The organism is Amycolatopsis echigonensis, from assembly GCF_014174495.1.
Taxonomy (GTDB): Bacteria; Actinomycetota; Actinomycetes; order Mycobacteriales; family Pseudonocardiaceae; genus Amycolatopsis; species Amycolatopsis echigonensis.
Map to the genome: position 1 here is coordinate 57,290 of NZ_JACJHR010000003.1, position 21,099 is coordinate 78,388.

Sequence of the window (21,099 nt, forward strand, 5' to 3'; positions counted from 1 at the left end):
GCACCACCCGTTCACCGCTGCCCCATAGCGTCCTGCCGAATCTTTCGAGCAGGTCAGGAGCAGGATGAACAGCACGAACCCGGACGGCGTCGGCCGTCGCGGATTCTTCAAGCGCGCGGGGCTGGCCGGTGCCGTCGCGGCCGGGGCGCCGATGCTGGCTTCGGGCCAGGCCGACGCGGCAGACCTGGATCTGGGGCTGGACCTCGACTGGCTGTTCGGCCGCCGCTACCAGTGGGTCGTCGGCGATCACCACACGCACAGCCAGTATTCGTACGACGCGATGTACACCATCGACCGGATCGCGGCCGGCGCGCGCGAGCACGGCGCGAAGTGGGTCGTCTTCACTGATCACGGGCACGCGACGCACGAGAAGTCGTCGGTGGAGCCGACCAGCCGTGACGTGCTTGCCGCGCAGCGGAGGCATCCGGATCTGTTGCTGTGGCAGGGCATGGAGTGGAACGTGCCGGGCGCGGAGCACGCGACGCTGTTCTTCCAGGCGGGGCGCGAGCAGGCGAGCGTGCTGCGCGAGTTCGAGCGCAGCTTCGACTGGCGGCTGACGGGTTCCGAATCCTCCAGCCCGGAGCACGAAGCGTTGGCGCTCAACGGTTTGCGGTGGCTCGCCGAACAGGAACGCACGCGTCGGATCCACGCGCCGGTCGTGCTGATCAACCACCCGCTGCGCAACGGCCGGGTGTCGCCGCACGAACTGCGCAACTACCGCGACACCGCGCCCGGAATCGTGATCGGCATGGAAGGCGCGCCCGGCGCACAGGCCGACGGATTCCCGAAGCCGCAAGGCAATGGCGGTGCGCGGGGCGGTTACGCCAACAACCCCGGTGCGAACTCGTGGCCCGGCTTCCCGGCCGAGGCGTACCGCACGTTCGGCGGCTGGGACTGGACCACCGCGAAGGTCGGCGGCCTGTGGGATTCCCTGCTGGCCGAAGGAAAACCGTGGTGGATCACTACTAACTCCGACTCGCACTACAACCGCGGCGACCAGCTCGTGCGGCCCGCGGTGCCGGACGGCTGGTACGAGCAGACCGGCAAGTACCCGGACCCGGTCGACAGCGGGGTCCCGCAATTGTCCGCGCCGTACGCGGATTTCTACCCCGGCGAGTTCAGCCGCACCGTGGTCGGCGTGCGGCGGCCGGGTTTCGAGGGCGTGCTGGAGGGTCTGCGCGCGGGGCGGATCTGGCTGTCTCACGGCGGTTTGGTGCAGCAGCTGGAAGTCGGCGTCCACGGCGATGGTGACTGCGCGACCTTTGGCGGACGACTGCGCGTGCGCCGCGGCTCGACGGTGACGGTCGTCGTGTCGGCGGTGACCGCGTACCGGCCGAACGGGTCAGGTTCGGTGCCGCGGCTCGGTCGGCTGGATGTGATCGCGGGCCCGGTCACCGGCCCGGCGGCGGATCGCGACACGATGACTGCGCCGGGTACGCGAGTGGTGGAGTCGTTCACGCCTTCGCGCGGATACGCCGGTCGGCGGGTGACCTTTCAGCACACGTTCCGCAATGTGCGGGAGCAGTTCTACGTGCGAGTCCGCGGAACGGACGGGAACCGGCAGGTCGCTTGCGGGATCGAACCGGCGATGGACGTGATCGGGCAGGCGAATCCGTACGAAGACCTTTGGCTGTACGGGAATCCGACGTTCGTCGACGTCCGCTGAGGACAGTTCAGAGTCAGGTCAGGCGCGGTTCCGGCCGCGCCTGCCAGGCCGGAGTCCGACGCCGACGACAGTGAGCAGCCGGTCGAGCCCGACGAAGTCCTTCGGGTTTCTGGTCAGCAATGGGAACCGCTGCACGGCCGCCGTCGCGGCGATCTGCAGGTCCGTGCGGCGGGGACGAGGATCCCGCCCGAACCGGCGGACCAGTGCGGCAGCCGTGCCGGGACTGTCACCGCTCTTCCCCGAGCTCACCCAGGCCGTCCTTGCCGAAGACAGCGTCGTCGGCCTCTCGCTCGCGGCGCCATTCGGCGCTGTCCATGGGCAGGAGCCCGCGGAAAGTTTCCTGGATCTCGCCGAGTGTCCGGTTTCGCCGCGGTTCTTCCTGGGCGCGGTGCGGCACCAGGTCGGCGACCGGTTTTCCGTTGCGGGTCACGCGTGCTACGCGGCTGGCAACCGCACCGTCACCGCCAGTCCGCCACCGACCACCGGCTCCGCGGACACCGTCCCGCCGTGTGCCTGCACCGCCGCGCGCACGATCGACAATCCCAGCCCGGCACCGGAACGCGCCGTCCGGGCCACCCCTGCTCGGCGGAACGGCTGGAACAGTTCCGGCACCGCCGCCGGGTCCAGCAACCCGCCCGAAGAGCGCACCCGCAGCGTCGACCACTGCGCGCCCGGCTCGGTCGACACCTCGATCCAGCCGCCGTCGACGTTGTGCCGTACCGCGTTCTCGACCAGGTTCCCGGCAATCCGTTCCAGCAACGCCGGATCCCCGATCGCGGGCGACGGTTGCATCGAGAAATCCGCGCGCAGGCCCCGTTGTTCAGCCTCGCCTCGCACCGCGGACCAGGCGCGTTCCACGAGCACCGTCAGGTCGACCAGTTCCCGCGTCGCGAGCCCGGCCCCGTCGGTTCTCGCCAGCAGCAGCAACGAATTCACCAGCTGGCCCGCCCGGTTCGTCGCGTCGAGGACCACCCCGGCCATCCGGCGGAACTCGGCCTCGTCGGCGTGTTCGTCGGACAGCGTGACGTCCAATTCCGTGCGGATCACCGACAGCGGCGTGCGCAATTCGTGACTCGCGTTGGCCACGAAATGCCGCTGCGAATCGAACGCGTCCTGGAGCCGGTCGAGCATGGCGTCGAACGTCCGGGCCAGCTCGGCCAGTTCGTCGCGCGAGCGGATCTCGCCGATGCGCTCTCCCATCGACTCGATCGACAGCCGTTGCGCGGTCCCGGTGATCTCGCGCAGCGGCCGCAGCACCCGGGAGGTGAACGTCCAGGCCAGGATCGCCGCCGCCGCGACCACGAAGAAGAACGCCAGCGAGCCGAAGATCAGCACCCGGGTGACCGCGTGCGTGCGCAGGTGCTGCGCGAGCGTGGACGCGTCCACGTCGACGCCGTCGACCCGCACGATCGTGCCCGGCGGCATGTGCGGCACGGCGTCGACCGCGTCGCCGACGAGCGTCCAGGCCAGCCACAGCAGCAGCAACCCCGCCGCGGCGACCAGGACGGTCGCCAGGACGGTGACGCGCACCCGCAGGCTGCGGGCACCGGGAAGCTTCACTCGGAACCGGCGACCGACACCCGGTAGCCCGAGCCGACCACGGTCTCGATGATGCCCGGTTCGCCGAGCTTCTTGCGCAAGGTCATCACGGTGACCCGGACCGTCGTGGTGAACGGATCGGCGTTCTCGTCCCAGACCCGTTCGAGCAGTTCTTCGCTGCTGACCACGGACCCGCCGGCGGACAGCAGCACCTCGAGCACACCGAACTCCTTGCGGGTCAGCTCGACCGGCCCGCTCGCGCGCCGCACGGTCCGCTTCGCCGGGTCCAGCTCGACGTCGCCCGCGGTGAGCAGCGGCGGCGCGGCGGGCGTCGCGCGGCGGCCCAGTGCCCGTACGCGCGCGACCAGCTCGGGGAAAGCGAACGGCTTGGCGAGATAGTCGTCCGCACCGAGGGACAGCCCGTCCACCCGGTCGGACACCGAACTGCTCGCGGTGAGCATGAGCACACGCGTCAGCTCGCCGGACGTCACGATCTCGCGGCACAGGTCGTCGCCGGACATCCCGGGCAGGTCGCGGTCGAGCAGCACCACGTCGTACCGTGTGACGGACGACTTCTCGTGCCCGTCGTCGCCCGTGAGCGCGATGTCGACGGCCATGCCCTCCCGCCGCAGCCCGCGGGCGATCGCGTCGGCCAACGGCTCTTCGTCTTCGACTACCAGAACTCGCACGAGACCACAATCCCATAGTTTCCTGAGAGCACCTGAGAGACCTGAGTGGACACTCGGCATCACCCCCACCGCAACGCGAACCACAGCCGCATTCGCGTTTCCGGATCCGCCAGCCGGACGTTCAGCGCCCGTTCCACCTGTCCGATCCGGTGGCGCACGCTGTTGCGATGCACGCCGAGTTCGGCGGCGGTGCGGTCCCAGCTTCCGTGGTGCGCCAGCCAGGTCCGCAGGGTCGGCACCAGCTCTCGGCCGTGCGCGCGGTCCAGTTCCCGCAGCGGGGCCAGCAGGCGTTCGGCGAACGCGCCGGCCGCGGCGGGCGGGATCAGTTCGTCGAAGCCGAGCGGGTCGGCGCTGGCGGTCAGCGGACGGGCCAGTGCGCGGGCGCGGGCCAGCAGCAGTTCGGTTTCCGCGACGGCGGCGGGCAGGCCCGCGGCGGGGTGCGGCTGGCTGGCGACGACGAGCCAGCCGTGGTCGAGGAGGCCGTCCAGGTCGCCGAGCTCGCCGGCGATGGCGTAGAACCGGGGGCCGGGCAGGACCTGGACCAGCGGGGTGTCGAGCCGGGCGCGCAGCCAGTCCGGCCGCCGGGCGAGTGCGTCCGGGCCGCGCCGGTGGGCGACTCCGGCGACGAGCCGGGCCTCGTCGCTGCCGACGACTCCGGCGAGCGCGTCCGCGCCGGGACCGCCGAGCAGCAACGCGGTGGCCGCGGCGCCGAGTTCCGCGCTGTCCGATCCGGCACGGCCGACGAGCCCCAGCAGCGCCGCGCCGACGGCCAGGATCGCCCGGTCTCCGCTGTCGAACCGTTGCGCCCGGCCTACCACGACCAGGTGCGCGGCGGTCGCCTGCGGATAGACCGGTTGCGCGACGACGTGCGTGCCGTCCGGCAATTCCGTCGAGGCGATGCGGATTCCGGAGCGCGAGCGCAGGGTCGCGAGCAATTCCGTGACCGGCGACGGCAGGGGTTGCGGCGCGTCGTAGCCCGCCGCCAGCACGTCCCCGGCGCTGACCATCGCGACCCACCCGTGCAAGCGTCCGGCGAGCGCGGCGACCAACTCCCCCAGGCCGCCGCCCGCGGCTCGCGTCAACGCCTCGCGACCCTCCGCCAGCCGCCGCTCTTCGTGCCGTCCCGCCTCGGCCAGCGCGACCGCGACGGCGCGGTTGATCGCCAGAAACGGCGTCGCGGGCGGCACCACCAGCAGCGGCAGACCGTGCTCCGCACAGGCGTCACGCAACGAGGACGGCAGGGTTTCCGAGACCGTCGGGGTGAGGCCGAAGCCGAGCGCGGTGACGCCCGCGTCGCGCAGCCCCCGGACGTAGCGGTCGGCGTCCTTCGGCAGGTTCACGCCCGCGGTCAGCACGAGTTCGGCACCGACCAGATACGGCGCGGGGTCGGCCAGTTCGCTCACGTGCGCCCACCGCACCGGCCGGTCCAGCGCGCCCGGGCGCAGCGTTTCGGGCACGACGTCGAGCGCCAGGTCCGGGTTGCCGGCGACGGTGCGTAGTGGAACTGTCACCTCCGCGGGCAACAGCACGTCCTGCTGGGTCATTTAAACCAATCTTCGGCGAAGTCTTGGATACATCGTCCCATGCCGTCGCGAGGTCGCCCGACCCTACGGTGTCCCGCAAGTACCCACCCCGTTTCAAGGAGGACCCGTGGGCGGCGACTATGCGGTGATCGCGCTGTACATCGCGGGCATGATCGGGGTCGGCTGGATAGGCCTCCGGCTGGCCAAGACCAAATCCGACTACCTGGTCGCCGGACGGCGGCTCGGCTGGTTCATGTACTCCGGCACGATGTCGGCCGTCGTGCTCGGCGGCGCGTCGACCGTCGGCGGCGTGAAGCTCGGCTACACCTACGGCATTTCCGGCGCGTGGCTGGTGATCACCATCGGCGCCGGGATCCTCGTGCTGCACGCGGTGTTCGCGCGGCGGCTGGTGAAACTGCGCGTCTACACCGTCGGCGAGATGCTCGACCTGCGCTACGGCGGGCGCGCGAGCGCGGTGTCCGGCGTGGTGATGTGGGGCTACACGCTGATGCTCACCGTCACCTCGACGCTGGCGTTCGCGTCGATCTTCAAGGTGCTGTTCTCGATCCCCAGCTGGGCCGGGATCGCGATCGGCGGGTCGATCGTCGTGCTGTACTCGGTGCTCGGCGGCATGTGGTCGATCACGCTGACCGACATCGCGCAGTTCGTGATCAAGACGATCGGCATCCTGTTCGTCCTGCTGCCGGTCGCGCTCGTCTCGGCGGGCGGCTTCAGCGGGATGGCCGAGAAACTGGACGCGTCGTACTTCGAGTTCACCTCGATCGGCGGCGAGACGATCCTGACCTACTTCCTGATCTACACGTTCGGGTTGCTGATCGGGCAGGACATCTGGCAGCGCGTGTTCACCGCGCGCACGCCGCGCGTCGCGACCGGCGGCGGCGTCATCTCCGGCGTGTACTGCCTCGTCTACGGCATCGCGGGCGCGCTGATCGGTACGGCGGCGAAGGTGCTGTACCCGGATCTCGGCAGCGCGCAGGACGCCTTCGCGACCATCGCCGAGCGCCTGCTGCCCACCGGTGTACGCGGTCTCGTGCTCGCCGCGGCACTGTCGGCGCTGATGTCGACTTCGAGCGGTGCGCTCATCGCGTGCGCCACCACGACGACTTCGGACCTGTTGCGCAAGGTCGGCCTTAAGAGTGGCGAAGTCTTGCGTAACCGAGTGACGACACTTGTGCTGGGCATCGTGGCCATCGGTATCGCAATGCTCGTGGACGACGTTGTCAACGCGCTCACCATCGCGTACGACATCCTCGTCGGCGGCCTGCTCGTCACGATCATCGGCGCGCTGTTCTGGAAGCGCGGCACTCGCGAAGGCGCGTACGCGTCGATGGTGACCGGCACGGTCTCCGTGATCGCCTTCATGATCATCGACGGAGTCGCGGCCAACAGTCCGATTTATTGGGGCCTCGGCGTCAGCCTGATCGTGTACGTCGGCGTCAGCCTCGCGACACCGCGTACGCCGGACAGCATTCTTTCCGTGTGGACTCAACGTCTGCATGGCTCCGAAACCGCCACAGCCGCTGAAGATCTCAGCGCATCCGAAATCCGACAGGAGTTGCCCCAGTGAGTGAACAGCGTCCGGTCGGCCCGCTCGACTCGTCGCAGATCCCGCGTTTCGCCGGCTTCGCGACCTTCGCGCGGCTGCCGCGGATCGACGAAGTGCCGAGCGCCGACGTAGCCGTGGTCGGCGTGCCGTTCGACTCCGGCGTGTCGTACCGCCCCGGCGCGCGGTTCGGTCCTTCGGCGCTGCGCGAGGCGAGCCGGCTGCTGCGGCCGTACCACCCGGGGCTGGACGTTTCCCCGTTCGCGGAAAAGCAGGTCGTGGACGCGGGGGACATCGCGATCAACCCGTTCCACATCGGCGAAGCGATCGAGAAGCTGCAGCAGGAGGCTGAAGCGCTTACCGCGGGTGAGACGAAGCTGGTGACCGTCGGCGGCGACCACACCATCGCGCTCCCGCTGCTGCGCGCGGCGGCGAAGAAGCACGGTCCCGTTGCGCTGCTTCACTTCGACGCCCACCTCGACACCTGGGACACCTACTTCGGCGAGCCATACACCCACGGCACGCCGTTCCGTCGTGCGGTCGAAGAAGGCATCCTCGACACCAGCGCCGTGTCGCACGTGGGCACGCGCGGCCCGCTGTACGGCAAGCGTGACCTCGAGGAGGACCGTCGTCTCGGCTTCGGCATCGTCACCTCCGGCGACGTGCTGCGCCGCGGCATCGACGAGACGGTGGACGCCCTTCGGCAGCGCATCGGCGACCGTCCGCTGTATGTGTCCGTCGACATCGACGTGCTCGACCCCGCGCACGCTCCCGGCACCGGCACCCCGGAAGCGGGCGGCATGACCAGCCGCGAACTACTGGAGATCCTACGCGGCCTGCGCGGGCTCAACCTGGTCGGCGCGGACGTCGTGGAGCTGGCCCCGGCCTACGACCACGCCGAGATCACCGCGGTCGCCGCCTCGCACGTCGCCTACGACCTGGTCAGCCTGCTGGCGCTGGGGCGCGGCGCATGACCCGGATCGGCGGCGACGTTGTCGTAGAGACGCTGCGGGCGCTCGGTGCGGACACCGTGTTCGGCCTTCCCGGACAGCACGCGCTCGGCCTGTTCGAGGCGCTGCGCCGGGCGGACGACCTGCGTGTGGTCAGCTCGCGCGTGGAGAACAATCTCGCCTTCGCCGCGGACGGCCACGCACGCGCCCGGCTCGCCGCCGATCCGCACGGCCCGGTGCCGGTCACGCCGATGATCGTGTCGACCGGTCCCGGCGCGCTGCTCACCCTGGCGTCGCTGCAGGAAGCGCGCGCGGCTTCGGTGCCGGTGCTCGGGATCTCCAGCCAGATCCCGGTCGCCGGGCTCGGCGGCGGACGGCACGGCTACCTGCACGAATTGCCCGACCAGCAGGCCAGCTTCCGCGATGTCGTGAAGTCGGTGCACGTGGTCCGGTCGATCAGCCAGATCCCGACCGCGCTGCGCGAGGCGTGGGAATCCGCCGCGACCGCGCCGTACGGGCCGGTCTGGGTGGAAATCCCGCAGGACGTGCTGCTCGCCACGGCGAACCTGCCGCGGCTGACGTCGGTAACCGCGGCTCCGGCACCGCTCGAACCGCTGCCCGAGCTGGTGGCCGAAGCCGCGAAACTCCTTGATGCAGCGAAGAATCCGGTGATCCTCGCCGGTGGCGGCGCGCTGCGGTCCGGGGCGCACGACGGACTGCGGCGGCTCGCGGAAACCCTGCGCGCGCCGGTGGTGTCGACGTTCGGCGGCAAGGGCGTTTTCGCCTGGGACCACGAGCTGTCCGCGCAATCGTGGATGGAAGACTGGCACACCACCGAATTCCTCTCCGACGCCGACGTCCTGCTGGTGCTCGGCTCCGGACTGGGCGAGCTGTCCAGCAACTACCGCGATTTCGCGCCGAACGGGCGGATCGTGCAGGTGGAAGCGGATCTCGGGAAACTCGAGTCGAACTACCCCGCGCTCGCGCTGCACGCCGACGTCCGGCACACGCTCCGCGCGTTGCTGGATCAGCTCACCCCGCGCGCTGCGGACGGACGAGCCGAAGCGGCGGTGAAGGACCTCCTCGCGCGCGTGGAGTCCAGGTTGGACAGTCAGCCGCTCGCCGCGGAACGGAAGCTGATCGACGACGTCCGCGCCGCGCTTCCCGAAGGAACGCAAACCTTCTGGGACATGACGATCGCGGCCTACTGGGCGTGGTCGGCGTGGAATCCGGACGGCGCGCCGATCCACACCGCGCAAGGTGCGGGCGGTCTCGGCTACGGCCTTCCCGGCGCGCTCGGGGCCGCCGCGGCAGGCGTGCGGTCGCTGGCGGTGTCCGGCGACGGCGGCGCGATGTACGGGCTGGCCGAGCTGGCCACTGCCGTGCAGCATCAACTCGATGTGACTTGGCTGGTGATCGACGACGGCGGCTACGGCATCCTGCGCGAATACCTGACCGGCGCGTTCGGCCAGACCACCGCGACCGAACTGCCGCGACCGGATTTCGTCGCACTGGCCGAGTCGTTCGGCATCCCCGCCCGGAAGACCACTGTGGACACTGTCCGCACCGATCTCGCCGACGCGCTGCGCACCCCGGGCCCGTCGGTCGTCGTGCTTCCCGCGCTGCTGAAGATGTTCGCCCCCACCCATCTGGAGCACTCGTGACCCACATCCGCAACTTCGTCGGCGGCGCTTCGGTCGATGCCGAGGCGACCCTCGAGCTGACGAACCCGGCCACCGGCAAGGTCTTCGGCACCAGTGTCCTTTCCGGACGGAACGAAATCGACCTCGCCATGGAGTCGGCGGCGCGCGCGTTCCGGTCGTGGCGGCGCAGCACGCCCGCGCAGCGCCAGGAAGCGCTGCTCAAGCTCGCCGACGCGCTGGAAGCCCGCGCGGAAGAGTTCGCCGACGCCGAGGTCCGCGAGACCGGCAAGGTCCGCTCGGTCATGCTGGACGAGGAAATCCCGGAGTGCGTAAGCACGTTGCGGTTCTTCGCCGGTGCCGCCCGGCAGCTCGAAGGCACTGGCGCGGGCGAGTACCTGCCCGGGCACACGTCGGTGATCCGCCGCGAGCCGATCGGGGTGTGCGCGCAGATCGCGCCGTGGAACTACCCGCTCATGATGGCGGTCTGGAAGATCGGCCCCGCGCTCGCCGCGGGCAACACCGTGGTGCTCAAGCCCGCGGAAACCACGCCGTCCACCGCGGTGCTGCTGGCCGAAACCGCGGCGGAATTCCTGCCTGCGGGCGTGTTCAACGTTCTGTGCGGCGACCGGGATACCGGCCGCGAGCTGGTCCGGCACCCGAGTACCGACCTGGTGTCCATCACCGGCTCGACGCGCGCCGGCATCGACGTGGCCACCGTCGCCGCGGCCGATCTCAAGCGCACCGACCTGGAGCTGGGCGGCAACGCTCCCCTGCTGGTCTTCCCGGACACCGACCTCGCCGACACCGCGGATCGGATCGCCGACGCCGCGTTCTACAACGCCGGACAGGACTGCACGGCGGGCAGCCGCGTGCTGGTGCACGAGAGCATTCACGACGAATTCGTCGCCGCGCTGACGAAAACGGCCGAAACCCGCCGTCCAGACGTCGACTACGGCCCGCTCAACAGCCGTGCCCAGCTCGACCGCGTGCTCGGCCTGCTGGAGCGGTTGCCGTCGCACGGCCGCGTCGAAACCGGCGGCACCGCGACCGGGCCGGGCTTCCAGCTCGCGCCGACCGTCGTGTCCGGCCTCCGCCAGGACGACGAACTGGTCCAGGAGGAAATCTTCGCACCGGTCATCACCGTCCAGTCGTTCACCGACGAGACCGAGGCGCTGGAGCTGGCCAACGGCGTCCCGTACGGCCTGGCTTCTTCGGTCTGGACGAACGACGTCGCCCGCGTCGCACGAGTGTCGCGCGACCTCGATTTCGGCTGTGTGTGGGTGAATACGCACGGCCCGCTGACCGCCGAAATGCCGCACGGCGGGTTCGGCCATTCCGGGCACGGCAAGGATCTTTCGGCGTACTCGTTCGCCGAGTACACCCGCGTCAAGCACGTGATGACGAGGTTCGAGTAATGAGCGACAAGGTCACCGAGGTCGAACAACACGGCATCGCGCCGATCCCGCCCGCCGAGCAGACGTCCCGGCCGCGCGACCTGTTCCGGCTCGCGTTCGGCGGGGCCAACACGTTCGCCACGATCATCCTCGGCACGCTGCCGATCGCGTACGGGCTGAGCTTCTGGGCGGCACTCGCGGCGACGGTCGTGGGCGTGGTGCTCGGCGCGCTCGTGCTGTCCCCGATGGCTTTGTTCGGGCCGACCACCCGCACCAACAACGCGGTTTCGTCCGGCGCGCACTTCGGCGTGGTCGGCCGGTGCGTCGGTTCGTTCCTGTCGCTGCTCACCGCGATCACCTTCTTCGCGATCTCGGTGTGGGTGAGCGGCGACGCGGTAGCCGGTGCGGCACAACGGCTTTTCGGCATCCACGGCGGACCGGTCCTGCGCGCGGTCGCTTACGGCGTGATCGCGATCGCCGTGCTCGTCGTCTGCATTTACGGCTACCGCTTCATGCTGCTGGTCAACCGCGTCGCGGTGACCCTGGGCACGCTCATCATGCTGATCGGGATTTTCGCCTACGGCGGCTCGTTCGACCCGTCGTTCGCCGGCAGCGGCCACTTCGCCCTCGGCACCTTCTGGCCGACGTGGATCCTCGCCGTGCTGACCGTGATGGCGAACCCGATCTCGTTCGGTGCGTTCCTGGGCGACTGGTCGCGCTACATCCCCGCCACCCACTCGCGGCGCTCGCTGCTGGCCGCGCCGTTCCTCGCGCAACTGGCGACGCTGCTGCCGTTCGGCTTCGGCATCGCGACCGCGACCCTGGTCGCCGACCCGGCCGACTACGTCACCGGCCTGACCGCGATTTCCCCGCTCTGGTACGCGATCCCGCTGATCGTGGTCGCGCTGATCGGCGGTTTGTCCACCGGCACCACCGCGTTGTACGGCACCGGCCTGGACTTCAGCTCGATCTTCCCCCGGCTGTCCCGGGTCCAGGCGACGCTGCTCATCGGAACACTGAGCGTGCTGTTCATCTTCGTGGGCAATTTCGTGCTCGACATGGTCTCCAGCATCAACGCGTTCGCGACGCTGATCGTGCTGTGCACGTCGCCGTGGATGGTGATCATGATGATCGGCTACGTGCAGCGCCGCGGCTACTACGACCCGGCTGACCTGCAGGTGTTCAACGAAGGCCGCACCGGCGGACGGTACTGGTTCCACCGGGGCGTCAACTGGCGCGCGATGGCGGCCTGGATCCCGGCCACCGGACTGGGGTTGCTGTGCGCGAACACCCCGATGATCACCGGCCCGCTGGCGGGCGTCGCGGGCGGCGTGGACATCAGCCTGGTGGTGACGCTGTGCACGGCCGCGGTGGCGTATCCGGTGCTGGTGAAGGTGTTCCCGGAGCCGCGGGAGGGCTTCGGGCCTTCTCCGGCTGTCGCTGAGGAAGCGGTGTCCGCCGAGGCGTGAGCGGAGGCTTCCCGCCAGTCCTGGGGAGACGCGAGCAACGCGGTACGCGCACGGGCGGGCTGTGGGACGATCCTGTCCCCGAAACCCGTTGTCCGGGAGGCAATTCGTGACGTTCGCAGTCGGCATCTTCGACTTGTTCAGCTTCGCCGTGCCCGGAGCCGTCCAGTTGTCGCTGCTGGTCTACGTCCTCGACCGGCTGGGGATCCTGCACGTCGCCGCGCTGACTTCCGCCCCGGGAGCGCTGCTGGTCGCCGGTGCGGTGGTGGCCAGTTATCTGCTCGGGCATCTCTTCCACCCGCTGGCCGCACTGCTGGAGCGGGTGCGCCCCCGACGGGACGCGGAGGAGGCCCGACAGGAGTTCGTCGCCCAGGTTCCGCAGGCTCGCGACCGTGCTTACGTCCAGGCCAACCCGGTGCTGCTCGTCGCCGCAGCTGAACTGCACGACAAGGACGCCGCGGGAGAAATAGTCCGGATGCGCGCGCAGTCGGTGATGCTGCGCAACATCGCCTTCGCGTTCACGCTGGCCTCGGTGGTCGCACTCGTCCAGACCGCGACCGGACCGCATCGGATGGTCGCCGCCGGGGCCGCCGCGCTCGCGGTGCTCGGCGCGGCCGGGGCGTTGGGCAGCAGCCGGAAAGTCTGGCACATGTCCCGGATGAAGACGCTCGAGATCTGCTACTGGATTCCGGACATCGACCAGACCTTCGCCGCCGAAGCTCCGGCGGCGGGCTAGCGGGCGAGCCCGCCGAGGCAGAAAAGGGCGGGTTCAGTTCCGGGAACCCGCCGGGTTCAAGCGCTTAGCCGCGGAACTCCCGTCAGGCGCGGCTTCTCCCCCGCGGTCTCCGCCACATCGGCTCCCAGCCGCGTGCCTCCGCCCGCGGGTGCCGCTCAGGCGCGCGGCTTCTGCCTCGGAGTCTTGTCCACCTCGGCACCCAGCCGCATGCCTACGCCCGGCTCACGGAGCTTCGCTCAGGCGCGCGGCTTCTCCCCCCGCAGCCTCCGCCACCTCGACACCCAGCCGCATGCCGCCGCCCGGCGGGTGCCGCACAGGCGCGCGGTTCCGCCCGGCCAGTCCCGGTCAGGCGCGCGGCTTCTCCCCTGCGGTCGCCTCGACGTCGGCGCCCAGCCGTCCCGAGGCCCACTCCGTGATTCGCCGCGCTACGTCCTGGGCGGTCAGGCCGATCCGGTCCAGCACCTCGGCCCGCGTCCCGTGGTCGTGGAACGCCTGCGGCACCGCGAGATCGCGCAACGGGACGTCGCATTCGGCGTCCCGGAGCACCGCCGCCAGTGCCGAGCCGAAACCGCCGTGGCGGCCGCTGTCCTCGACTGTCACCACGAGTTTATGCTGCTCCGCCAGCGCCACCAGCTCCGCGGGCACCGGCACCACCCAGCGCGGGTCGGCGACCGTCACGCCGATGCCCTGGTCCGCCAGGCGGTCCGCGGCCGACAGCGCCAGCTGCGCGAACGGACCCACCGCGACCAGCAGCACGTCCGTCGAACCCGAGGGACGGCGCAGCACGTCGACCGTGCCGATGCGTTCCATCGAGGGCACGTCCGGGCCGACGCTGCCCTTCGAGAACCTCAGCGCGGTCGGGCCGTCCTGCACCGCGACCGCTTCGCGCAGCTCCTCGCGCAGCGTTCCCGGGTCACGCGGCGCGGCCACGCGCATGCCCGGCACCATGCCCAGCAGCGACAGGTCCCACATGCCGTGGTGGCTCGGGCCGTCCGGGCCGGTGATGCCGGCGCGGTCCAGCACGAACGTCACCGGCTGGCGGTGCAGCGCGACGTCCATCAGCACCTGGTCGAACGCCCGGTTCAGGAACGTCGAGTACAGCGCGACGACCGGGTGACAGCCGCCCATCGCGAGCCCGGCCGCGGACGTCACCGCGTGCTGCTCGGCGATGCCGACGTCGAACCAGCGGTCCGGGAAGCGCTCGGAGAACTTCTCCAGCCCGGTCGAACGCAGCATCGCGGCGGTGATCGCCACGACGTCCTCGCGCTCCTCGCCGATCTTCGCCAGCTCGTCGCCGAACACGCCGGTCCAGCTGGGGCCCTTCACCGGCGGCAGGCCGGTCTCCGGGTCGATCGGGTCGGTCTGGTGCATCTGGTCGGCCTGATGGTTCACCGCCGGCGCGTAGCCGTGGCCCTTCTCGGTGACCACGTGCACGATCACCGAGCCGCCGAACGCCCGGGCGCTCTGGAACGCCTTCTCCAGCGCGACGAGGTCGTGCCCGTCGACCGGACCGAGGTACTTCAAGCCGAGGTCGGAGAACATCACCTGCGGGCTCAGCGCGTCCTTGATGCCCGCCTTGGCCGCGTGCAGCGCGGCGTAGATCGGCTTGCCCACGACCGGGGTGCTGCGCAGCAGCTCGCGCCCGCCGTCCAGCAGCCGCTCGTAGCCCGGCTGCAACCGCAGCGACGCCAGGTGGTCGGCCATCCCGCCGATGGTCGGCGAGTACGACCGGCCGTTGTCGTTGACCACGATCACGACCGGACGGTCCTTGCGGCCGGCGATGTTGTTGAGCGCCTCCCAGCACATGCCGCCGGTGAGCGCACCGTCGCCGACGACCGCGACCGCGTGCCTGCGCGGGCCGCCGGCCAGCTCGAACGCCTTCGCCATCCCGTCCACATAGGACAGTGCGGTGGACGCGTGGCTGTTCTCGACCAGGTCGTGCTCGCTCTCGCCGCGGCAGGGGTAGCCGGTGGGGCCGCCCTGCTGGCGCAGTTTGTCGAAGCCGCCGTGCCGTCCGGTGACGATTTTGTGCACGTACGCCTGGTGCCCGACGTCCCACACGATCGCGTCGCGCGGCGAATCGAACACCCGGTGCAACGCCAGCGTCAGCTCGACGACGCCCAGGTTGGGGCCGAGGTGCCCGCCGCTGCGGCGGACCTTGTCCACGAGGAAGTCCCTGATCTCGGCCGCAAGCTCGCCGAGGTCCTCGACGCTCATGCGCTTCAGGTCCGCCGGTCCGTGCACCGAGTCCAGCATGGTCACCGCTCCACCCCGTCCGTTTCTGCCTCCGCCGGTTCCGGCCAGTCTACGGACGGCCGCCACTCCGGTCCGGCCGCCCGCGTCCCGGATCACAGCTCCGGCGCGAACGCAACTCCACGAGCGGGGAAGATCACGAGTCCGGTCAGTCAAGTCGCGGTCACCCCGAGTGGCCGTGATAATCCCGGACGGACCCCCGAGCTCGAGAGGACCCCATGGCGGACTTGTACATCGGCGGCGAATGGGTGGACGCGCGCGCGGGCGGGCGACGCGAGATCCGGTGCCCCGCGGACGGCAGCCTGGTCGCCGAGGTCGCCGAAGCGACCGCGGAAGACACCGAGGCCGCCATCGCCGCCGCGCGCCGGGCGTTCGACACCGGCCCGTGGCCGGGCACCCCGGCCGGCGAGCGCGGCAACCTTCTGCTCCGCGCGGCCGACCTGCTCGACCGCGACGCCGAGGAATTCGCTCGCGCCGAATCACTCGACACCGGCAAACGCCTGGTGGAGAGCCGCTACGACATGAGCGACATCGCGGCTTGCCTGCGTTATTTCGGCAAGCTCGCGGGCAACGACGCGGGCCGGGTCGTGGACACCGGCAGCGCGGACTCGTTCAGCCGGATCGTGCACGAACCGGTCGGCGTATGCGGCCTCATCACCCCGTGGAACTACCCGCTGCTGCAGACGGTGTGGAAGATCGCCCCGGCCTTGGCCGCTGGCAACACGTTCGTGCTCAAGCCGAGCGAGCTGACGCCGCACACCTCGATCCTGTTCATGCGGCTGCTCGCCGAGGCCGGGCTGCCCGGCGGCGTCGCGAACCTCGTGCTCGGCGCGGGTCCGACGGCCGGCGCGCCGCTGTCGGAGCATCCGGACGTCGACCTCGTGTCGTTCACGGGCGGGCTGGCCACCGGACGGGTGATCGCGGCGAACGCGGCGGCGACGGTGAAGAAGGTCGCGCTGGAACTCGGCGGCAAGAACCCGAACGTCGTGTTCGCCGACGCGGACTTCGAGACCTCCGTCGACTACGCGCTCACCGCGGTATTCCTGCACTCCGGGCAGGTTTGCTCGGCCGGCGCGCGGCTGATCATCCAGCGGGAGTGGCACGACGAGTTCGTCGACGAACTCGTGCGGCGCGCGGAACGGATCCGCCTCGGCGGACCGTTCGACGAGAACGCCGAGACCGGGCCGCTCATCTCCGCCGCGCACCGCGAGAAGGTGGAGCGCTACGTCGCCACCGCCATCGAGGAGGGCGCGGTCCTGCGCACGGGCGGCAAGCGTCCGTACGACCCGGCACTGCAGGACGGCTTCTACTACCTGCCGACGATCCTCGACAACGTCAAGCAGGGCAGCACCGCGGTCGTCGAGGAGTCCTTCGGCCCGGTGCTGACCGTGGAGACGTTCACCGACGAGGACGACGCGGTCCGCATCGCCAACGACACCCATTACGGCCTGGCCGGCGGCGTGTTCACGCAGGACGCCGCCCGCGCCCAGCGTGTCGCGAACCGGCTCCGGCACGGCACGGTGTGGATCAACGACTACCACCCGTACCTGCCGCAGGCCGAATGGGGCGGCTACAAGCAGTCCGGGTTCGGCCGCGAGCTCGGCCCGACCGGGCTGGCCGAATACACCGAGGTCAAGCACATCCACCAGAACCTGAAGCCCGGCCCCCAGCGCTGGTTCTCCGGCTGATCCCCGCCTCTCACCGAAAGGATCTCGTGCCCTTGAGCGACGCCGGCGATCGCGAACTCGGCGAATTCGGCTACACCAACCAGCTCAAGAGAACGCTCGGCAGTTTCCACACCTTCGCTGCCGGCATCAGCTACATCTCCGTGCTGACCGGGGTGTTCCAGCTGTCCTATCTCGGCCTGTCCGAGGGCGGGCCCGCCTACTGGTGGTCCTGGCCCGCGGTGTTCGCCGGCCAGCTGATGGTGGCTCTCTGCTTCGCCGAACTGGCCGCGCAGTATCCGGTCGCCGGGTCGGTCTACAACTGGGCGAAGAAGCTCAGCAACCCGCACATCGCGTGGATGGCCGGCTGGATGATGCTGCTGGCCTCGATCGTCTCGATCTCCGCGACCGCGCTCGCCTACCAGCGGACGCTGCCGCAGATCACGTCGTTCTTCCAGTTCGTCGGCGACGGCACGGGCACCAGCGACGCGGCCAACGGCGTGCTGCTGGCCACCGTGCTGATCGTGTTCACGACGCTGGTCAACGCGTTCGGCGTGAAGCTGATGGCCCGGATCAACAGCGCGGGCGTGTTCGTGGAGCTGCTGTTCGCGGTGCTGCTGGTGGTGTTCCTGGCCTTCCACTTCGTGCGCGGCCCGTCCGTGGTGACCCAGACGAACGGCACCGAAGCCGGGCATTCGTCCGGCTACCTCGGCGCGTTCCTGATCGCCGGCATCGCCTCGTCGTACGTGATGTACGGCTTCGACACCGCGGCCTCGCTCGGCGAGGAATCGCTGAACCCGCACCGCAACGCGCCGAAGGCGATTCTGCGCGCGCTGGTCGCCTCCTTCGTGCTCGGCGGCCTGATCATCCTGTTCGCGCTCATGGCCGTGGGCAACATCAACGCGCCGGAACTCGGCACGGTCGGTCTGCAGTACGTGCTCACCGACGCGCTCGGCCCGGCGATCGGGCGGGTATTCCTGTTCGTCGTGTTCGTCGCCATCACCGTGTGCGTGCTGGCCGTGCACACCGCGGCGATCCGGATCGCGTTCGCGATGGCCCGGGACAACGCGCTGCCCGGCGGCCGGAAACTGGCACGGGTCAACAAGACGACCGGCACCCCGGTGCTGCCCGCGATCGTGATCGGCGTGCTCGCGATCGCGCTCCTGGTGCTGAACGTCAACTCCACGCAGATCTTCTCGGCGGTCACCAGCCTCGCCATCATCCTGATCTACCTGTCCTACCTCCTCGTGACTGTGCCCATGCTGATCCGCAGGCTGCGCGGGCGCTGGCCGCGCGAGGGCGCCCCGGCCGGCCGGTTCTCCCTCGGCCGCTGGGGTCTCCCGGTGAACGTGCTCGCGGTGCTGTGGGGCGGCGCGATGACGGTCAACCTGGCCTGGCCCCGCAACGAGATCTACAACGCTTCCCCGCCCTTCCACTGGTATCTGAAGTGGATTTCGGTGCTGTTCGTCGGCGTGTGCGCGGCCGGCGGCTTCGCCTACTACTGGTTCGCGCAACGGCACAAGGTCGGGGTGCTGGCGGACCACGCCGCCGCACCCGCGCCTGAGGAGGAGGTTTCCCGGTGAGCGCAAGCGAGTTCGACTACGTGGTGGTCGGCGGCGGCACGGCCGGATCGGTGGTGGCCGCCCGGCTGTCGGAGGATCCGGACGTGACCGTCTGCCTCCTCGAGGCCGGACCGTCCGACACCGACGTGCCGGAGGTGCTGGAGCTGACCCGCTGGATGGGCCTGCTGGAATCCGGGTACGACTGGGACTACCTGGTCGAGCCGCAGGAAGCGGGCAACTCCTACCTGCGCCAGGCCCGCGCGAAGGTGCTCGGCGGCTGCTCGTCGCACAACTCGTGCATCGCGTTCTGGGCACCGGCCGAGGACCTCGACGAATGGGCCTCGATGGGCCTGCCCGGCTGGTCGGCCGCGGACGTTTTCCCGCTGTACCAACGGCTGGAGACCAACGACGGCCCCGGCGACCACCACGGCCGCTCCGGCCCGGTCACCATCCGGTCGGTCCCGCCGAAGGACCCGGCCGGCGCGGCGCTGCTGTCCGCGTGCGCCCAGGCGGGCATCCCGACCACGGAGTTCAACTCCGGCAAGACCGTCACCCACGGCGCGAACTGGTTCCAGATCAACGCCCGCGAGGACGGCACCCGGTCTTCGGCGTCGGTGTCGTATCTGCACCCGATCATGGGCAAGCGCCCGAACCTGGAGATCCGCACCGGCGCACGCGCGAGCCGGCTGCTGTTCGACGGCCGCCGCTGCACCGGCGTCGAGGTGCTGGAGCCGGACCTCATCCACCACAGCCGGATCGCCGCGCGCCGCGAGGTCGTGGTCAGCTCCGGCGCGATCGACACGCCGAAACTGCTGATGCTGTCCGGGATCGGGCCCGCCGAGCACCTGCGCGAGGTCGGCGTCGAGGTGCTCGTGGACTCGCCGGGCGTCGGTTCGAACCTCGAGGACCACCCCGAGGGCCTGGTGATGTGGGACGCCCTGCAGCCGATGGTCACCGAATCCACGCAGTGGTGGGAAATCGGCATCTTTACCATGACCGAGGACGGCCTGGACCGCCCGGATCTGATGTTCCACTACGGTTCGGTGCCGTTCGACCTGAACACCGTCCGGCACGGCTACCCGACGACGGAGAACGGCTTCTGCCTCACGCCGAACGTCACGCGCAGCCGTTCCCGCGGCACGGTGCGGCTGCGCACCCGCGACTTCCGCGACAAGCCCCGCGTGGACCCGCGGTATTTCACCGACGAGTACGACATGCGCGTGATGACCTACGGCGTGAAACTCGCCCGCGAGATCGCCGCCCAGCCCGCTCTCGACGAGTGGGCGGGCGTGGAACTCGCGCCGGGCCGCGACTGCACGACCGACGACGAGATCGCCGATTACCTGCGCAAAACGCACAACACCGTGTACCACCCGGCGTGCACGGCCCGGATGGGCGCGGACGGCGATCCCGAGGCGGTCCTGGACGCGCGTCTCCGCGTCCGCGGCGTCGACGGCCTGCGGGTGGCCGACGCTTCGGTGATGCCGTTCCTCGTCACGGTGAACCCGTGCATCACGACGATGGCGATCGGCGAGAAGTGCGCGGACCTGCTCAAGGAAGACCGGGCCTGACCATCCGGCGGGTGGTGGTGTCCCGATGGGCGCGGCCACCCGCTCTTCCCGGCCGACGGGATCGTCCGGCCCGCCGATTCTCCGCCGGGTACCGGTCCGGCGGCCCGCCAGCAGAACGCCTGCCAGTGACCGCGTCGCGCGCAAAATCATGTCCGCCCCTCGCTTCGTCTTCCGGCCCGAGGCCGGAGAACCGCGCATCTTCCGCGATGCACATCCGGTCAGTCGCCCGCGAGAGCGCTGAGGTTCTCGCGTGACCAAATCGTGACCAATGGGGCGACAGCCAGCCTGCCCGATGCGGCAGTCAAGGCGCAGAAATAGTTGCGCAGCAAGCGATGGGACGCCAGGGCGAGGCAGCGCGGCCGCAGGTCCGCGTGGAGCCAGATCCGCACCCCCAGCCATCCGGCCGGCACCGGAAAAGCAAAGCCGCCGAGACGGCTCCCCGACGTAGACTTCCTTGCGTGGCAGGGAATCGGGCGCTCGCGTGGGCCGGGGCGACCGCCGCGGTGGGCGGCGGCGTCGGGCTTGCCCTGCCGACCGCGCACTACCTTTCGTCGCGTCTGCCGCCGGGCACCGCGGAACCCGACCTGGATCTCAGCCTCCGCCTCGCCTGCGCCGGAGCGTTGGCGCTCACGTTCGCGCTGGCGATCCTGACCCTCCGCCGGCACCAAGCCGAGCCCTTGGCCTTCACCACTCTGACCGGCATCGCGGTAACGGGAATCCTCCTGCGCTACCTCGTCATTACGCTCCCCGGAGCGGACCAGCTCGCACCGTCCGCCAACGTGCAGCCCGCGTTGGGCGCGTGGGTATTGCTGGCGTCCGGCCTGGTTTCCGCCGCGACGGGGCTCGCCGCGGCGGCTGGTGCGCAGCGAGCCCGATAGG

General features: G+C 70.3%; 17 protein-coding genes. 11 read left to right on the top strand and 6 right to left on the bottom strand.

Features of this window, described 5'->3' with window-relative positions; genetic code table 11:
* Positions 1-64 precede the first annotated feature (64 nt).
* The gene (locus H5411_RS03190; RefSeq protein WP_183122895.1) at positions 65-1,666 is read left to right on the top strand and encodes a PHP domain-containing protein; all 1,602 of its coding nucleotides are present in this window, start codon (positions 65-67) and stop codon (positions 1,664-1,666) included.
* A gap of 18 nt (positions 1,667-1,684) precedes the next feature.
* Here the strand turns inward: H5411_RS03190 and H5411_RS03195 are convergent, their stop codons facing one another.
* The 5 genes from H5411_RS03195 to H5411_RS03215 are packed head-to-tail and all read right to left on the bottom strand — an operon-like array spanning position 1,685 to position 5,438.
* Positions 1,685-1,915, bottom strand: a complete 231-nt coding sequence (locus H5411_RS03195) for a PIN domain-containing protein (RefSeq protein ID WP_376772085.1) — start codon at positions 1,913-1,915, stop codon at positions 1,685-1,687.
* The gene (locus tag H5411_RS03200; protein ID WP_246368700.1) at positions 1,893-2,096 is read right to left on the bottom strand and encodes a type II toxin-antitoxin system prevent-host-death family antitoxin; all 204 of its coding nucleotides are present in this window, start codon (positions 2,094-2,096) and stop codon (positions 1,893-1,895) included. The genes H5411_RS03195 and H5411_RS03200 overlap by 23 nt, the downstream gene beginning before the upstream one ends.
* Positions 2,097-2,101: 5 nt before the next feature.
* Positions 2,102-3,226 (bottom strand): sensor histidine kinase, encoded by a 1,125-nt coding sequence (locus H5411_RS03205; protein WP_183122896.1) that lies wholly within the window; start codon positions 3,224-3,226, stop codon positions 2,102-2,104.
* Entirely contained in the window at positions 3,223-3,894 is a 672-nt protein-coding gene (locus H5411_RS03210) for a response regulator transcription factor (protein ID WP_009075614.1), read from the bottom strand. The genes H5411_RS03205 and H5411_RS03210 overlap by 4 nt, the downstream gene beginning before the upstream one ends.
* Positions 3,895-3,953: 59 nt before the next feature.
* Complete coding sequence (locus tag H5411_RS03215; RefSeq protein ID WP_183122897.1) at positions 3,954-5,438, bottom strand: PucR family transcriptional regulator; 1,485 nt, start codon at positions 5,436-5,438, stop codon at positions 3,954-3,956.
* A gap of 106 nt (positions 5,439-5,544) precedes the next feature.
* Between H5411_RS03215 and H5411_RS03220 the strand changes: the two genes are divergently transcribed.
* The 6 genes from H5411_RS03220 (at position 5,545) to H5411_RS03245 (ending at position 13,170) form a co-directional block, all read left to right on the top strand.
* The gene (locus H5411_RS03220) at positions 5,545-7,005 is read left to right on the top strand and encodes a sodium:solute symporter family protein (protein ID WP_183122898.1); all 1,461 of its coding nucleotides are present in this window, start codon (positions 5,545-5,547) and stop codon (positions 7,003-7,005) included.
* Positions 7,002-7,955: an agmatinase gene (gene speB, locus H5411_RS03225; RefSeq protein WP_101434664.1), complete on the top strand. Its 954-nt coding sequence runs from the start codon at positions 7,002-7,004 to the stop codon at positions 7,953-7,955. The genes H5411_RS03220 and speB overlap by 4 nt, the downstream gene beginning before the upstream one ends.
* A complete protein-coding gene (locus H5411_RS03230) occupies positions 7,952-9,595 on the top strand; it encodes a thiamine pyrophosphate-binding protein (protein WP_183122899.1) in 1,644 nt (547 codons plus the stop codon). Before speB ends, H5411_RS03230 begins: the two co-directional genes overlap by 4 nt.
* Complete coding sequence (locus H5411_RS03235) at positions 9,592-10,989, top strand: aminobutyraldehyde dehydrogenase (RefSeq protein WP_183122900.1); 1,398 nt, start codon at positions 9,592-9,594, stop codon at positions 10,987-10,989. The genes H5411_RS03230 and H5411_RS03235 overlap by 4 nt, the downstream gene beginning before the upstream one ends.
* A complete protein-coding gene (locus H5411_RS03240) occupies positions 10,989-12,437 on the top strand; it encodes a purine-cytosine permease family protein (protein WP_183122901.1) in 1,449 nt (482 codons plus the stop codon). The genes H5411_RS03235 and H5411_RS03240 overlap by 1 nt, the downstream gene beginning before the upstream one ends.
* A 106-nt stretch (positions 12,438-12,543) precedes the next feature.
* On the top strand, positions 12,544-13,170 hold the full coding sequence (locus H5411_RS03245) for a hypothetical protein (protein WP_312877458.1): 627 nt from the start codon (positions 12,544-12,546) through the stop codon (positions 13,168-13,170).
* Between the two features lie 345 nt (positions 13,171-13,515).
* On the opposite strand, the gene dxs is transcribed toward H5411_RS03245, so the two are convergent.
* The gene (dxs, locus tag H5411_RS03250) at positions 13,516-15,432 is read right to left on the bottom strand and encodes a 1-deoxy-D-xylulose-5-phosphate synthase (protein ID WP_183122903.1); all 1,917 of its coding nucleotides are present in this window, start codon (positions 15,430-15,432) and stop codon (positions 13,516-13,518) included.
* A gap of 209 nt (positions 15,433-15,641) precedes the next feature.
* Between dxs and H5411_RS03255 the strand changes: the two genes are divergently transcribed.
* The 4 genes from H5411_RS03255 to H5411_RS03270 all read left to right on the top strand — a co-directional run bounded on the left by H5411_RS03255 (position 15,642) and on the right by H5411_RS03270 (position 21,098).
* Positions 15,642-17,111 carry an aldehyde dehydrogenase family protein gene (locus H5411_RS03255; protein ID WP_183122904.1) on the top strand — a complete coding sequence of 490 codons (1,470 nt, stop codon included), beginning with the start codon at positions 15,642-15,644 and terminating at the stop codon, positions 17,109-17,111.
* Positions 17,112-17,143: 32 nt separating this feature from the next.
* Positions 17,144-18,670: an APC family permease gene (locus H5411_RS03260; RefSeq protein ID WP_220816451.1), complete on the top strand. Its 1,527-nt coding sequence runs from the start codon at positions 17,144-17,146 to the stop codon at positions 18,668-18,670.
* A complete protein-coding gene (locus H5411_RS03265) occupies positions 18,667-20,220 on the top strand; it encodes a GMC family oxidoreductase (protein WP_183122906.1) in 1,554 nt (517 codons plus the stop codon). Before H5411_RS03260 ends, H5411_RS03265 begins: the two co-directional genes overlap by 4 nt.
* A gap of 458 nt (positions 20,221-20,678) precedes the next feature.
* Positions 20,679-21,098 (top strand): hypothetical protein, encoded by a 420-nt coding sequence (locus H5411_RS03270; RefSeq protein WP_183122907.1) that lies wholly within the window; start codon positions 20,679-20,681, stop codon positions 21,096-21,098.
* Position 21,099: the final 1 nt, after the last annotated feature.